The organism is Thermoanaerobacter uzonensis DSM 18761, from assembly GCF_900129115.1.
GTDB classification, from domain to species: Bacteria; Bacillota; Thermoanaerobacteria; order Thermoanaerobacterales; family Thermoanaerobacteraceae; genus Thermoanaerobacter; species Thermoanaerobacter uzonensis.
This window is the reverse complement of record NZ_FQUR01000011.1, coordinates 55,563-70,605: the sequence shown is the minus strand read 5'-3', so window position 1 is coordinate 70,605 and position 15,043 is coordinate 55,563. Positions and strand designations below refer to the sequence as shown.

The window sequence follows — 15,043 nt, the reverse complement described above, 5'->3', positions numbered from 1 at the left end:
GGGGATAAAGATTGGATCAACTTAGTCAACCTCTTGATCATAAAAAGAAAAATAATCAGAAAAAAGCACCTTCAATTTGGAGAGACGCTTTTCATCGATTTTTAAAAAATAAATACGCTATATTGGGATTGGTAATTTTGATTTTTATGCTCCTTTTCTCTTTTATAGGGCCTTATTTTTCACCTTACATGGATGCAAAAATAGATGTATCAAATGGAAATCAACCACCAAGTAGGGATCACTGGCTTGGTACAGATAATCTAGGAAGAGATGTACTTTTAAGACTGATGCTTGCAGGTAGAATCTCCCTTACAGTAGGAATTGCAGCTACTTTAATAATCATTTTAATCGGTGGTGCATTAGGTTCTATCGCAGGATATTACGGTGGCTGGTTAGATGTCATAATAATGAGGTTAGCAGATATCATTTACGCTATGCCTGGTCTTCCTATCCTAATCATGTTAGGTGCAATAATGTCTGATTTAAAAATTCCTCCACCTCAAAGGATATATTATGTCATGTTTATCTTAGGGTTTATATCTTGGGTAGGTCTTGCTAGACTTGTAAGAAGCCAGATATTAAGTTTAAAAGAACAGGAATTCATGCTGGCAACAGAAGTCTTAGGTTTAAGAGATAGTAAAAAAATCATAAAACACCTTTTCCCCAACGTATTACCCACTGTCATAGTTTCCGCAACTTTGGGAGTTGCTGGTGCAATATTATCAGAATCTGCTTTAAGCTTTTTAGGATTAGGTGTGATCCCTCCAACACCTTCTTGGGGATATATGCTGTCTGCTGCAAATAATATGATCGATTTTACAAAGCGTCCATGGCTTTGGATTCCGCCAGGTGTCGCCATAATGTTAACTGTTGTAGCTATCAATTTCATTGGTGATGCTTTAAGAGACGCTTTTGATCCTAGGCAAAAAATTTAGGAGGAATCAAAATGGCAAGAAATCTTGTGGAATTTCGCAACTTAAAGACCTATTTTTATACAGAAGAAGGTGTTGTAAAAGCAGTAAATGATGTAAGTTTCTCTATACGAGAAGGGGAAACAGTGTGTGTAGTTGGTGAATCAGGTTGTGGCAAAAGCGTAACTGCTTTATCCCTAATGAGATTAATTCAGTCTCCTCCTGGGAAAATTGAAGGTGGCGAAATAATCTTTGATGGGCGAGATATCCTTAAATTAAGTGAGGCAGAAATGAGAAGAATACGAGGCAATGAAATAGGTATGATATTTCAGGAACCAATGACTTCTTTAAATCCTGTTTTAACAATTGGTGATCAACTAATGGAACCCTTAATGGTACACAAACTTATGACAAAAAAAGAAGCCTGGAATAAAGCAATTGAACTTATAAAGCAGGTAGGTATACCAAGAGCAGAGCAAATAATGACAAGCTATCCCCATGAACTAAGTGGTGGAATGAGGCAGCGTATAATGATTGCAATTGCTCTAAGTTGCGATCCAAAACTTTTAATAGCAGATGAACCAACAACGGCCTTGGATGTAACAATTCAAGCTCAAATTCTTGACCTTTTAAAAAAAATAAAACAGGAAAGAAACATGGCTTTAATGCTTATAACCCATGACCTTGGAATTGTTGCTGAAATGGCAGATTATGTAATAGTAATGTATGCTGGAAAAGTAATTGAAGAAGCTCCTGTAAAAGAACTTTTTAAAAATCCTAAGCACCCGTACACAAGAGGTCTTTTGAAGGCAAAACCAATAATTGGGCAAAGACAAGAAAGACTATACACAATCCCAGGGCAAGTACCTAACCCTATTGGTTTGGGAAACTATTGTTATTTTAGCGATAGGTGTGAATATGCAATGGACATTTGCCGCCAAAAAATGCCTCAGCTTACTGCTGACAAAAGTGGACACAAAGCTGCCTGTTGGCTCTATGAAGGAGAGTGAAAAAAATGAGTGAACCTTTAATAGAAGTAAAAAACCTAAAAAAATATTTTCCAATACGAGGCGGTGTCCTACAAAGAACAATAGGATATGTAAAAGCAGTAGATGGAGTAACATTCACTATAAATAAAGGTGAAACTTTAAGTCTTGTTGGCGAATCTGGTTGTGGAAAAAGCACAGTCGGACGCACTATAATAAGGTTGTATGATAAAACTGACGGAGAAGTTTTTTATAAATCTATTCCTATTCACAGTCTCAAAAAAAGCGAGCTTAGAAAATTAAGACCTAAAATACAATTAGTTTTCCAGGACCCCTTTAGCTCTTTAAATCCCCGCCTTAGGGTAGGAGATGCCATAGGAGAAGCTCTTTTGGATCATGGTCTTATTTCTAAAAATGAATTGCGGGATAAAGTTATAGAAACAATGGAAATATGCGGATTAGCTCCGTATCATATAGACCGCTATCCTCATGAATTTTCTGGTGGTCAGCGGCAAAGAATAGGAATAGCTCGTGCACTCATTTTAGATCCTGAATTTATTGTATTAGACGAACCTGTATCTTCTCTTGACGTATCAATACAAGCCCAAATAATCAACCTGCTTATGGATTTGCAAGAGCAAAAAGGATTAACTTATTTGTTTATTTCTCACGATTTAAGTGTAGTAGAACACATAAGTACAAGAGTTGCAGTAATGTATCTTGGATCTATAGTTGAAATGGCAGCACGAGATGAGCTTTTTGCTCATCCACTTCACCCCTATACACAAGCCCTTTTGTCTGCCGTTCCAATTCCAGATCCAGATTTAAAAAGAGAAAGAATAATCTTAGAAGGAGACATACCAAGCCCTGCAAATCCACCAAAAGGATGTAAATTCCACACAAGATGCCCACTTGCTAAAGACATTTGTAGAGAACAAATACCAGAATACAAAGATATAGGAGGAAGGCATTTCGTAGCTTGCCATTTGGTATAGCTACATACCTTCCACATCTTTTTGAATTTCTTCTTCAAAAGAAAATTTGCCATTCTTTATCTTCTCAAGAAAAATAGGCTTAATGAATACAACAAAGTACAAAAGGCTTACTAAAAGTATTATAAAAGTAATCAAGAAAGGATATGTATAATTCTTGTTTTCCAATATATAGCCAGCTAAATAGCTGGCTATTGCTGATCCTATGCTCCTTAAAAGCGATTTTACTCCAGCAAAAAAATCCCTTTTTTCTTCCTCTACAACAGACATTGTTTGACTTTCCATCATATTATTTAAAAGCGTAAAACTACCACTTCTTAGTAAAAATATTGTTGAAAACATCATTACAGAAATATTATTAAAGGCTAATATAAATGCAAACAATAAATTCATCCCATATACATAGTAATAAGCTTTAATGGTTCCAAATTTATTTATTATCCATGGCATTATCATGGAAGCAAAAAACAAAATTAACCCATTTACTGTTAGCAAATAGGAAACATACTCATCGCTCCAACCCATTCGAAATTTCACAATCACGTTTTGAAAAGGAACTATTGTAGAAAAAGCCATTCCAGCCAAAAAAAGATAAAAAGTAATTAAAAGAATTTTTTTATCAAAAACTTGGTAAATTCTAATATTTAACAATAACAACTTACTCTTACCCTTATCAAAACTATTATTTACGCATGGCAACAAAATCCCTCTCAATAAAGCCGCCACTAAAATTAACGTGGCTGATATATACACAGAACTTTGATATTTTGTATTTCCATATGGAAACCAATTGGGTATAAAGCCTCCCAAAAGCGTACCTATTCCACTAAATAGAGTAAAAATAGCAAATAAAAGGCTATAACTTACAGTTTCCAATTCATTTGTTTTAGCATAGGAAAAAAGAAGCTGTACTTCTGTTGTAATCAAAAAGGAAATTCCTATAAATTGTATAATCTGTGCCAAATAAAAAACTCCTATAGATTTCCCTAATCCAAAAAGCCAATATCCTATCCCTGTAAGAGTTATTCCTGATATAAAAATTCGTTTTCTCCCAATATAATTAGCAAAAAAACCTGCCGGAATAGCAGCTGCCCCCATCACTAAAGTTCCTACAGAATTAAGAGCTCCTATTTGTTCAGGAGAAACGTTTAAAGCAAGCAAGTGCAAATTCAATACCAAGCCAAAAATCCCCATTCCTATACCCAATAAAGCTTCAGTTGCTATAAAACGTTTTACTTCCTTAGGCAAAAACTTAATCTGGTCGATGAACAACATATATGTTCTCCTTTCCTCCCATACATATCCTCCAAAAAAGCCGCTTTAAAAGGCGGCTTTAAAATATTATGCGTCCTTTCATTTTTTCCCTTTTAACAAAAGGTACTTGAACCAATCATTTATTCCAAAGGAAAATATGGCGGATAATCCAATCACAACCATAGTATCAACAATTGGAATTGGCTTCACACCTGGTATGCCCAAAGTCACTAAAAGAGTAACTATAACTATATCTGCTAATACAATATAAAGCAAAGATTTGCTAGGTACTGATTCCCAAAAATGTCCTCTTTCTCTTACAACAAATACCGTAAACATTCCAAAATAGAATAATATTGAGAAAGAGTAAGTCCTAATCAAATTGTAATCGCTTTTAAGTCCTAAAGGCCCTAACCCTATATACAAAATAGCAAGGGACTCTAAAACCACTAATATCCCCAATATCATAGAAGACTTTACAATGCCACTTACATTCCAAGTGTCTGGCTCTTTTGACCATCTTGCATTATCTGTAGAAATGGATAGCGTAACAAAATCTACCACAAACAAGAGTAAAACCACATCAAATGCTGATACTATAAATTTTTTTGTAAGCAAAAACGCCACAACTACAAATACGACAATTTGAAAGGTCTTCACAACCTTATTAAATATCCATGTCAATAACCTTTGGTATATCATTCTACCTACTTTTACTAAATCTACAATGTTAGAAAGCCCTTCTCCTGTCAAAACAACACTGGCAGCTCCTTTAGCCACATCTGTTGCAGTGCTTACAGCTATGCCTACCTCTGCTTGTTTAAGTGACGGTGCATCATTTACTCCATCCCCTGTCATGCCCACAATATGCCCTTTTTTCTGCAAACTTTTAACAATAGAATATTTGTCCTGTGGATACACTTCTGCAAAACCATCACTTTGTTCTGCAATTTCAGCTGCTTTATCAAGGTCTTTCCCAACTATATCCCTAAACTGCGATGCATCAGTTATTTTCTCCCCTATTCCTACTTGCCTTGCTGTCTCCTTGGCAATAGGTAGTGCGTCTCCCGTTAGCATTTTGACTGCTACTCCAAGGTTCTTTAACTCTTCTATAAACTTTTTTGCATCGGGTCTTGGCATATCATAAAGAGCAGCTAATCCAACGACTCTTAAAGAATTATCATCTTCTCCCACCGCTACTGCAAGAGTTCTATATCCCTTTTCTGCAAAATCCATTGCCTTTTCGTTAAAAATATTTTCATCTTCTTTTGTAAGGTCTGCTATTACATTTACAGCACCCTTTACAACTTTAAAAGTCTTTCCATCCTTTTCTACAATAGCTTCTGTTCTTCTTGTCTTAGGGTCAAAGGGATAAAAAGCCTTTTGCACATAATCCTCTAAAAAAATATTTTTTTCTTGTGCTGCAGATAAAAAAGCTAAATCTATAGGGTCATGGTTAGCCTCTTGAGAAGCCAAAGCACCATATAATAAAACGTCATTTTCACTAAAACCTTTTAAGGGGATGACATCTGTTAAAGAAAGTTTATTCATTGTAATTGTCCCCGTTTTATCTAAGCAAATTGTATTCATAGTAGCTGCATCTTCTGCTGCACTTAACCTTGTTACCAAAACTCCCTTTTTTACTAATTCCATAGATCCTATTGCCATGCTTATTGTGAACATAGCTGGAAGTGCAACAGGAACAGAAGATGCCAAAAGCACAAGAGCAAGTGGTACAACTTCTATAAGCTTTATGCCTATGAAATAAGACACCATAAAAGCCGAAACCAATGCAACCCCTACTATTATAAGAAGCCATTTTATAACTTGCGATGTAACTTCTTCAGCATGAAGCTTAGGTCGTGCTAATTGTACCAATTCAGTGGTTTTTCCAAAATATGTTTGATTGCCTGTTAAAACGACTACAGCATTTGCTTCCCCGGATTTTATAATAGAACCCGAAAAAAGCATATTTGATTTTTCTTTTGATACAGTCAAAGACTCACCTGTAAGGGCTGACTGGTCAACTTCTAATTGTCCTTCTAACAGTTTTAAATCAGCAGGTACAAAATCTCCTGCCCTTATCCTTACTACGTCTCCTGGTACCAATTCTCTTGCCGGTATCATCTGCCATTTTCCATCTCTCAAAGTTCTAGCATTTATTCTAAGTTTTTGCTTTAAAGTTTCAACAGCTTGAGAAGCTCTTTCCTCCTGTAAAAATCCTATAACAGCATTTAAAATTAAAAGGGCTAAAATAATATACATATCAAGATATTTATGAAGTATATAAGAAAGAACAATCACAGCTTCTAACATCCATGCTGTAAGTCCCCAAAACTTTTTTGCAAACTTCAAATAGGGATTTTCTTTCTTTTCAGGTATTTCATTATAGCCATAGGTTTTTAATCTTTTTGCAACTTCTTCTCTTGTTAAACCATTGTCTACATCAACTTTTAAATTGTGTATCACTTCTTCAATACTCATCTTTTCATAAATAATTTTTTTTACTTCATCCTCTTTGCCTTCCATCATTTATCCCCTTCCATATGACTTTGCCCTACTTTTTACTCCAACTCTTTCTTTATACTTTCATTATACTTTTAGTTTTTATAAATTTCAATCAATCTAAACAATCCAGACAAAGGGGACGGTTCCTTTTGTCTGATCCTTATGTAAGTCCACTTTTTGAAAAATAAACAGCAATTTGAGTTCTGTGTTTAAAACCTGTTTTATTAAGAATAGAAGTGACATAATTTTTTACCGTTCCCTCAGAAATAAATAACTTTTCAGCTATCTCTCTATTAGATAATCCTTCACATATAAGTTTAATTATTTCTTTTTCTCTCTCGGAAAAAATTGAAAGCTCTATTTGCCTTTCCCTATCTGGCTATAACATCACCAAACCTTTTTATTACATCCTTCATTTTAACTATCTTCATGAAATACCCTCCCCTTACAAAATAAATTTTCAGACGAAAGGGAAATTCCCCTTTGTATCTTTGTCTGAAATTAATTTGTCTTTCTTAAGAATATAATAAAGGAAATGGTGGAAATTTTGTAGTATACAAAGTCACCATTTCCTCATGACTAAAGTCACATTGTATTTAAATTTTTCATAATGTATTCCATATCCCTTAAAGCATCATTTATAGCTTTTACATCATCTTTAAATGGTCCAAGCCATATGCAGTAAGCTAAATCACTGTCCGCAATTGGAATAATCCCAAAAATCTCAATATATGTTTTATGGTCATTAGAAGCAGCAGGAGGGCTTCTCCTCAAAACGGCAACTTTCCCTTCTCCAATAGGTGTTTTTATATTTTCTTCTTTTAAAACTTCACTGTGATTTGGAAGAAAGCCCCCAAAATATTGATCTTTGTAATAACTTATAACATATATTTCACCTTTAACCTCATCTTTTGTATTTAAAATACAAATTTCATTTCCGCCTGTAAATTTCTCCTTCCACCCATTTGGCAGAGCAATTTTGAGTTTTTTTAAATAACCAATTTCGTTATAGCGGCAAAGCACCATCTCCATATATGGCATGTCTTGAGGTCTATTTAAATCATAAAAAAATACTTTCTCATCTCCAGTCACACCAGCCAGTTTGCTTTCACAAACAAATTTTACTGAATTCCATTCTAACTTATTGCTTTCCTTTAATTCTTTCACATTCCCATTTAAGTCAAAACTTACTATAGGAGCATCTATAAAATTACCTTTATCATCATATTTATAAATCTTGAATATAACATGTTCACCAGCCGGAAATGTCATACTATCAAGAGAATAAAATTTGTATTTTAAAATGTCTTTATAGCTTTTTATTATTTTAAAGTTATCTCCATCCAAAACATCTAAGCTGTTTTTCTCATCATTTAGAACAAATATAGTTCTACTTTTATCTAAACTCTCATACGTTACATTTTCCTTAAAACTGTAAACCGGTTTCACGACCTTGTTTTCAAAATTTAGATAGTTTATTTTGCTATCACAAATAAACAGCACACCTTTATTATCAAAATACGGCTTAATTTTGCCACAAGAATTTATTTTACCTTCTAAAGGATACTTTTCAAATGTCCCCTTATCCACATCATAAGAAAATATATACCCACTTTTAGCATTTAAAGAATCCGGTGAAATGCCATAGATATACTCCCCATCATTACTCCACACTGGATTTATTCCATCTATTACAGGAAGAGTAAGTCTTTTTGGGTCACTGCCATCAATGTTTATCACATAGTATTCAAATGAAGCAGCATCATAATGGATTCCCACAATAATTCTATCTTGTTTTGGTGATAATTTATAATATCCAATGCGTTTATTTTTTAAAAATTCACCTGCTATTTTGTTAGAATTGCCATCGTATAAAAGGACTGTATAAAGGGTATTATCAAAATCTTCTCCTGAATTAGGAAGAGAAAATACCAGCCTTATAGGTTGTTCTTGCCTAGTTGTGGATGATTCTTTTAGTTTTACTACATCACAGGAAGTTAAAACAAACATCACTAAAGCAAGAAGTAAAAATAATCTTTTCATTTGCTATCCCTCAATTTTATATTTTTTTCTTCTTTAAAACAATTATATAATAATAAAATAAAAATCTCCACATAATATATTTTTATAAATTTAAACAAATAAAATAAAAACAAGACAAAGGGGACGGTTCCTCTTGTCCGTTTATTTTGATTTTCAGACAAAAGGAACCGTCCCCAGTGTTTGAAAAAAGTAAGGCTCGTAATGGTCTTCGCTTCAGCCAGTACAAATCTCTTTATACCTCACTTAAAAGGTAAAGTATTGCAAAACCTGTACTGACCTATGCTCGACTATTATAGATACCTTAGAAACCTTATGCACTTTGCATAAGACCTCCAGTCTAAGTACATGACGTACTTCGACCTGCGGCACCTATAATAGTCTTAGCTCGACTATAATACATCCTTTTTAGCCTTAAAATTAAGGCTCTACATGGACATATTATAATCTGCCCGCCGACTAGCATCCGACCTTTTGGTCGAATACCAATCTTTGGCCGGCCATTACAGAACTTGCGTCCTGTGATGACCTTGGCTCGACCATTACGAACCTTACACTATTATATTGCCCTTTTTGTCTTTTTATATTCATTTGTTTTTAAAAAAATTTAAAAAGGAATGAGATACCCACTTTTTTGGTTTAAGCTAAAGCTCTTAGTGAAAACAAAGGAACTGTACTTCATTTTAAATTATACAGAATATTGATAATTTAAAGCAATTACTTTTGGCTCACTTTCTAGATCTTTCTTAGTAATACCCATTTCTGTGGATAAAATCTTTTTGCCACCTGTCATATCCAAAAAGTTATCCACAGTATCAATAGGGAAATTAATAAACTCCGTTTTATAGTGCATTGGTATGGTTATTTTAGGCTTTAACTGGTTCATCACTTCTACCGCTTGTTTTGCATCAATTGTATAATAGCCTCCAACAGGAATGAGTAGAACATCAACTGGTCCTATTTCTTCAACTTGCTTTTCTGTTAAAACATGTCCCAAATCTCCCATGTGACAGACTCTGATTCCATCAATATCAAAAACAAAAACTATATTTTTACCTCTTTTTGCACCATGTTCGTCATCGTGAAATGTATTTACACCTTTTATGTTGATACCTTTTATATTATGTTCTCCTACTGTGTCAACAATATCAAAGTTTCCCTTTACTGCTTTAAAATAATTGTGGTCAAAATGGGAATGAGAAGATGTCACAATGTCTGCCTTCACATTTGGCATAGGGTACCCAACTGATTCATCAAAAGGGTCTGTAACAATAACCGTGCCTTTTTCAGATGTCAACTTAAAGCTCGAATGTCCCAACCATTTTATATTCATAATAAACACCTCCTAACCATATTATACCACAAAATAAAGGCGGAAAAACCGCCTTTTACATTCTCTCTGGTGATGTTATTTTCAATATATCTAAAGCGTTCTTTATAACAGTCTTTACTGCTAATATGAGCACATACCTTGCTTTCATCAAATCTTCTTTTACGCCTTTTACTCTGTGACTGTTATAAAAAGAATGGAAAAGCGATGCTACATCAAGTACATATCTCGTAATCCTATGGGGTGCCAATGTCTTTGCTGCAATGGTAATTTCTTCAGGGAAATATGCCAATTTTTTAATTAATTCTTTTTCCTCTTCTTCTTTTAAAAGGCTTAAATCTACTTCATCTATATTATCTATCTTTACTCCAGTTTCTTCCAACTGTCTAATAATTGAGCAAATCCTTGCATGGGCATACTGGACATAAAAGACAGGGTTTTCATTTGACTGTTCTTTAGCTAGGTCAAGGTCAAAATCAATGGGACTGTCTGCAGACCTCATGTTGAAGAAAAACCGCGCTGCATCTTTCCCTACTTCATCTATCAGGTCTCGTAGTGTCACCATTCTGCCTGTCCTTTTGGACATTCTGACAACTTGACCGCCTTCTATAAGTTTCACAAGCTGCATTAAAACAACGTCAAGCCTGTCAGGATCTATGCCAAGTGCTTGCATCGCTCCTTTCATAGGAGCAACATGACCATGGTGATCCGCACCCCAAACATTTATAACCCAATCAAATCCGCGAGTTATAAATTTATTTTTGTGATAGGCTATGTCAGAAGCCAAATAGGTAGGAAACCCATTGGCCCTTACTAATACATCGTCTTTTTCCGCGCCGAATAATGTCATTTTAAACCACAAAGCTCCGTCTTTTTCATAAGTGTATCCTTTTTGCTTAAGTTCTTCAATTACTTTATATACTTCTCCACTGTCATAAAGAGATTGCTCAGAAAACCACACGTCATATTCTATACCGTAAAGAGCTAAATCCTCTTTTATTTTTTCTAAATTCTTCTTAAGTCCATATTCTATGAGTGCTTTTCTTCTCTCTTCTGATGGCACATCTTTATATTTATCTCCGTATATTTCTAAAAACTCTCTCGCTCTATCTATTATGTCCTCCCCGTGGTAGCCGCCTTCAGGCACTTCAGCAGGTATACCCAATAATTGCAGGTATCTTGCCTCAAGGGAATATCCAAATTTTTCTATTTGATTTCCTGCGTCGTTTATATAAAATTCCCTTGTAACATCGTATCCTGCATAGTCAAGTACTGACGCCAAGGCATCTCCCAAAGCACCGCCTCTTGCATTTCCCATATGCATAGGACCCGTCGGATTTGCCGATACAAATTCCACTTGCACTTTCTTATCATTCCCAATGTTTACTCGTCCATAATCTTTCCCTCGTTCATAAACGAGCTTTAAAGTTTCTTCCAAAAATTTATCCTTCAAAAAGAAATTGATAAAGCCAGGTCCTGCGATTTCAATTCTTTCTATAAAAGTATTTGAAGTGTCCATTTTTGAAACAATAATTTCTGCAATTTTTTTAGGAGGCATTTTAGCCCGCTTTGCCATCACCATCGCCGTGTTTATTGCAAGGTCCCCGTGCTGCCTTTCCTTTGGTTCTTCTATTTCTATTTCTGGAATAACCTCTATATTTATCAAACCTTCTTTTAGAGAATTCTTAATAGCGGTAGTCACCATGTCTTTTATTTCATCTTTTACCTTTTGTATAATGTTCTCCAAGTCAATTTACCTCCCGCACTTTTAAGTATAGTTCATTATTGCTCACAGTCTTGTTATTAAGGTCAAGAGCATATTTTATAGTAATCTCACCGCCAGTTTCCGACATAGTTACTTTTACGTCTTTCGGCAGTATTCCTAAAAGAATTTTTCCATAAGGGGTATCATAGCCAGACTCGTATCTTTTGTTTTTCTCAAAAACCATTTTAGATTTGTTAGTACCAAATCGCAATAATGTAACTTTGTCTTCTGTAATTTTTAAAGTAGTAGTAGTTCCATCCATTCCTGATAGTTCACTTTCTTCATATACTACATAAAAGGTATTGCCTTTAATATAGAAACTGCCCTCTGTAATAAGTTCTATTGTATCAGATTCATTTTGATCGTTTTTTTGAGTACCTTTTACAGATATAATCGCTTTTTTCAATTACCTCTCCCCTTCTTCCCTTATTTCTCACCATTCTCTACATTTTTCATTATAGCTCTCTATCGCTAAGTTTATAAGTTCGTCCAATAATATTGAATACGGCTTCCCACTTACTTCCCACAGTTTAGGATACATGCTTATTTTCGTAAACCCGGGAATGGTATTAACTTCATTTAGATAAATGGTACCTGTGTTTCTATCCATCAAAAAGTCTACTCTCGCCATACCTCTCAAATCCAACGCCTTATATGCTTTTATAGCCAATTGTCTTACTTCTTCCATTTTTTCATCTGGAAGTGGTGCAGGTATTAAGAGAAGAGATTTACCCCCATCAAAATATTTAGCATTATAATCATAGAATTCATTAGAAGGAACAATTTCTCCTGCAATAGAAGATTGCGGATTTTCGTTACCTAGCACAGAACATTCAATTTCCCTAGCATCTATTCCTCTTTCTATCAACAATTTTCTATCATATTTTGCAGCTAATTTCAAGGCCCCAGGAAGTTCTTCCTCATTGTGGACTTTGGTAATACCAACACTAGAGCCTAAATTAGCAGGTTTTACAAAGCATGGATATCCCAAGTGTTCAACTTTTTTCTTTATAACTTCTAAGTCTTCAATCTCTTTTCTATATACTACCACAAAATCAGGTGTAGGTAGCCCCTCTTCCTTAAAAATCCTTTTTGTAAAAACTTTATCCATGCATAAAGCAGAAGAAAGCACATTAGCTCCTACATAAGGTATATCTAATAATTCTAAAAGCCCTTGTATAGTTCCATCTTCTCCATTCGGTCCATGCAAAACAGGAAATACCACGTCTATAGGATAAAAACCATTTTTTCCGTCTTCGAAAGTTATTATTCCTCTATACTTCGTAGAAGCTCCCATAGTTGCAGGAATTCCTTCTTCTTCCCATTCTCCGGTTTCTATTTTTTCTACATCTCCTCTATGTAAATACCATTCTCCTTTTTTTGTAATACCTATCATGTAAATCTCATATTTATCTTTATCAAGGTTGTTTATTATAGACTTTGCAGACATTAAAGAGACTTCATGTTCTCCTGATTGTCCACCAAATAAAACAGCTATTTTCTTCTTCGCCATTCTCTCACACTCCACAAATTTTTCTTACATTATCTTTATTCTACTCTTTTAAGAATATGTATTCAAGAAAAATTTTATTTTATAGATTTAAAGCCGGGAAAGAAGAAGATGTTCCTTTCCCGGCTTGGTGGGCATTTAGAAGGTGGTATTTCCGTTGTTATAATTTTCTACAAGCATTTTTTCTGCTTTTTCGATTGCAAGTTTTACAAGATTACCGCAATTTCTAGAAGAAACACTTCCCCAACCTTCCCTCATGACTGTATCGTAAACGCCGAGTTCTTTAGCCAACTCATATTTAAGCTGGTCTGACATCAAGCCTCTGCGTCTACCCATTTTTTATCCCCTCCTTCTTTTGCCCTACACTTATTTTGCGCCTTTAAAAGCACTTTTATGTTATGGACTACATGGTCAAATCTCCATGTTCTGTTTTTATAACCTTTAAAATTTTTTCTTCATTTCCATTTAATGCATTTATATACACGTAAAATGTATCACCTCTGTATGTTCCTTTAAATTCGTAAGCCAATACTTCTTTCCCGCCCTCCAAAGGAATGAGTGTTAATTTTGTTCCTTCTATTTTTAAGTTTTTATTTACTTTTTGCTCCGCTTCTTTTTCCGTAAGTTTTGGCTTTTCTAATTTTCTTTCCGTATGATTCATGTAGTAAGCTGTAGCGTCGAATCCGATTATATCACCATTGTCAAGTGCCACTTTAACTTTGACAATGTCCGGATACAAATATACCTCATCTTGTACAGGAACAAAATTAAGCTGTACATTACCATCCGCCTTCATAGAATAAGTGCTTTCCACGTTTTTGAAACCGTGTTTTTCTAAAAATTTTTTAGCATACTGCAAAGCTTGTGATTGAGAAATATTTATTTTATTCACACTTCTCTGGTCCATCATCCATACAACATATCCACCTTTTTGACTGACATTTATATAAACAGGTAATTTACCTGGAGATTTTAATTCTATCCCATAGGCTTTTATTTTTCCATTGTTAGGACTATACTTGTTTTGCGATTCTACAGGCTTTCCATAAAAATCTTTTGCTATTTGTAAAGCTCTATCGTAAGAAACTTCTTTCCCAACTAAACCTTTAGGTGTAGTTTTTGCTAAACTTTCAGAAAAAGGGCCGTCATATATCAAAGTAGGGTAATTTGTCATAGTCTGATTGACACTACTCATTTTTACATTTAAAATTTTACTATCAATCTCACCCATTTTTTGTGTACCTTTTTGACGTAAGTTCCCTAGTTCATATCCACCTTGAATTTTTTTTCTTAAGTCTTGTAAGTTTTTACCCAAAAATATCGCATAATTTTGTAATTTCGTAAGGGTTGCTAAATCTTGTTGTGATAATTTTTGCCCTGAAGCAACTTTTTTTGTAAGACTGTAAGCGTAATCGCCAATTTGTGTCAAAAACTTTGAAGTATTATCTATTTCAGGCTGCCCTATAGGAAGTTGATTTAAGTGCTCTTGCCCTGAAAAAGCTTCCCTCCATATTTCATCTAAAATAGGAATAGTGGTTTTATCTGAAGAAGCTACCATTAGTTTCCCCATAGAAGTTTCGATGTTCTCTACATTAGACACCAATTGATAAAAAGACCTATCATATTGTGCTTGTAAATACCGGTGATAAGAAATTTTCTCAATATATTGTCTATATCCCCATGCTCCTAAAACTAATATTAAAATTAAAGCAAAAGCCGTCAAGCCTCGTTTTAACATTTTTTCACC

13 protein-coding genes are annotated in these 15,043 nt (G+C 34.5%); 3 read left to right on the top strand and 10 right to left on the bottom strand.

Features of this window, described 5'->3' with window-relative positions:
* Nucleotides 1-11 precede the first annotated feature (11 nt).
* The 3 genes from opp4C to BUB32_RS07115 are packed head-to-tail and all read left to right on the top strand — an operon-like array spanning nt 12 to nt 2,892.
* Nucleotides 12-935: an oligopeptide ABC transporter permease gene (gene opp4C, locus BUB32_RS07125; protein WP_072968683.1), complete on the top strand. Its 924-nt coding sequence runs from the start codon at nt 12-14 to the stop codon at nt 933-935.
* Between the two features lie 11 nt (nt 936-946).
* Complete coding sequence (locus BUB32_RS07120; RefSeq protein WP_072968681.1) at nt 947-1,921, top strand: ABC transporter ATP-binding protein; 975 nt, start codon at nt 947-949, stop codon at nt 1,919-1,921.
* A gap of 5 nt (nt 1,922-1,926) precedes the next feature.
* Nucleotides 1,927-2,892 (top strand): ABC transporter ATP-binding protein, encoded by a 966-nt coding sequence (locus tag BUB32_RS07115; protein WP_072968679.1) that lies wholly within the window; start codon nt 1,927-1,929, stop codon nt 2,890-2,892.
* Here the strand turns inward: BUB32_RS07115 and BUB32_RS07110 are convergent, their stop codons facing one another.
* The 10 genes from BUB32_RS07110 to ypeB form a co-directional block, all read right to left on the bottom strand.
* Entirely contained in the window at nt 2,893-4,164 is a 1,272-nt protein-coding gene (locus BUB32_RS07110; protein ID WP_072968677.1) for an MFS transporter, read from the bottom strand. It lies immediately after the preceding gene.
* 78 nt (nt 4,165-4,242) lie between these two features.
* A complete protein-coding gene (locus tag BUB32_RS07105; RefSeq protein WP_072968675.1) occupies nt 4,243-6,672 on the bottom strand; it encodes a plasma-membrane proton-efflux P-type ATPase in 2,430 nt (809 codons plus the stop codon).
* 139 nt (nt 6,673-6,811) lie between these two features.
* Nucleotides 6,812-7,000 (bottom strand): response regulator transcription factor, encoded by a 189-nt coding sequence (locus BUB32_RS07100; RefSeq protein ID WP_268807553.1) that lies wholly within the window; start codon nt 6,998-7,000, stop codon nt 6,812-6,814.
* A 236-nt stretch (nt 7,001-7,236) separates the two neighbouring features.
* The gene (locus tag BUB32_RS07095; protein ID WP_072968674.1) at nt 7,237-8,694 is read right to left on the bottom strand and encodes a TolB family protein; all 1,458 of its coding nucleotides are present in this window, start codon (nt 8,692-8,694) and stop codon (nt 7,237-7,239) included.
* 685 nt (nt 8,695-9,379) lie between these two features.
* A complete protein-coding gene (locus tag BUB32_RS07090; RefSeq protein WP_014063676.1) occupies nt 9,380-10,024 on the bottom strand; it encodes an MBL fold metallo-hydrolase in 645 nt (214 codons plus the stop codon).
* 55 nt (nt 10,025-10,079) lie between these two features.
* Entirely contained in the window at nt 10,080-11,768 is a 1,689-nt protein-coding gene (gene argS / locus BUB32_RS07085) for an arginine--tRNA ligase (RefSeq protein WP_072968672.1), read from the bottom strand.
* A gap of 1 nt (nt 11,769) precedes the next feature.
* Nucleotides 11,770-12,192: a YwiB family protein gene (locus BUB32_RS07080; protein WP_072968670.1), complete on the bottom strand. Its 423-nt coding sequence runs from the start codon at nt 12,190-12,192 to the stop codon at nt 11,770-11,772.
* 27 nt (nt 12,193-12,219) lie between these two features.
* Nucleotides 12,220-13,299 (bottom strand): D-alanine--D-alanine ligase family protein, encoded by a 1,080-nt coding sequence (locus BUB32_RS07075; RefSeq protein WP_072968668.1) that lies wholly within the window; start codon nt 13,297-13,299, stop codon nt 12,220-12,222.
* Between the two features lie 135 nt (nt 13,300-13,434).
* Nucleotides 13,435-13,632, bottom strand: coding sequence for a small, acid-soluble spore protein, alpha/beta type (locus BUB32_RS07070; protein ID WP_072968666.1), 198 nt, complete (start codon nt 13,630-13,632; stop codon nt 13,435-13,437).
* Between the two features lie 67 nt (nt 13,633-13,699).
* The gene (ypeB, locus tag BUB32_RS07065; protein ID WP_072968664.1) at nt 13,700-15,034 is read right to left on the bottom strand and encodes a germination protein YpeB; all 1,335 of its coding nucleotides are present in this window, start codon (nt 15,032-15,034) and stop codon (nt 13,700-13,702) included.
* Between the last annotated feature and the right edge of the window lie 9 nt (nt 15,035-15,043).

What these genes read in the sequence shown, in the direction of transcription:
- BUB32_RS07120 (WP_072968681.1), top strand. Translation starts at nt 947, where the DNA reads ATGGCAAGAAATCTTGTGGAATTTCGCAACTTAAAGACCTATTTTTAT.
- BUB32_RS07115 (WP_072968679.1), top strand. Translation starts at nt 1,927, where the DNA reads ATGAGTGAACCTTTAATAGAAGTAAAAAACCTAAAAAAATATTTTCCA.
- BUB32_RS07110 (WP_072968677.1), bottom strand. Translation starts at nt 4,164, where the DNA reads ATGTTGTTCATCGACCAGATTAAGTTTTTGCCTAAGGAAGTAAAACGT.
- BUB32_RS07105 (WP_072968675.1), bottom strand. Translation starts at nt 6,672, where the DNA reads ATGGAAGGCAAAGAGGATGAAGTAAAAAAAATTATTTATGAAAAGATG.
- BUB32_RS07095 (WP_072968674.1), bottom strand. Translation starts at nt 8,694, where the DNA reads ATGAAAAGATTATTTTTACTTCTTGCTTTAGTGATGTTTGTTTTAACT.
- BUB32_RS07090 (WP_014063676.1), bottom strand. Translation starts at nt 10,024, where the DNA reads ATGAATATAAAATGGTTGGGACATTCGAGCTTTAAGTTGACATCTGAA.
- BUB32_RS07075 (WP_072968668.1), bottom strand. Translation starts at nt 13,299, where the DNA reads ATGGCGAAGAAGAAAATAGCTGTTTTATTTGGTGGACAATCAGGAGAA.
- BUB32_RS07070 (WP_072968666.1), bottom strand. Translation starts at nt 13,632, where the DNA reads ATGGGTAGACGCAGAGGCTTGATGTCAGACCAGCTTAAATATGAGTTG.
- ypeB (WP_072968664.1), bottom strand. Translation starts at nt 15,034, where the DNA reads ATGTTAAAACGAGGCTTGACGGCTTTTGCTTTAATTTTAATATTAGTT.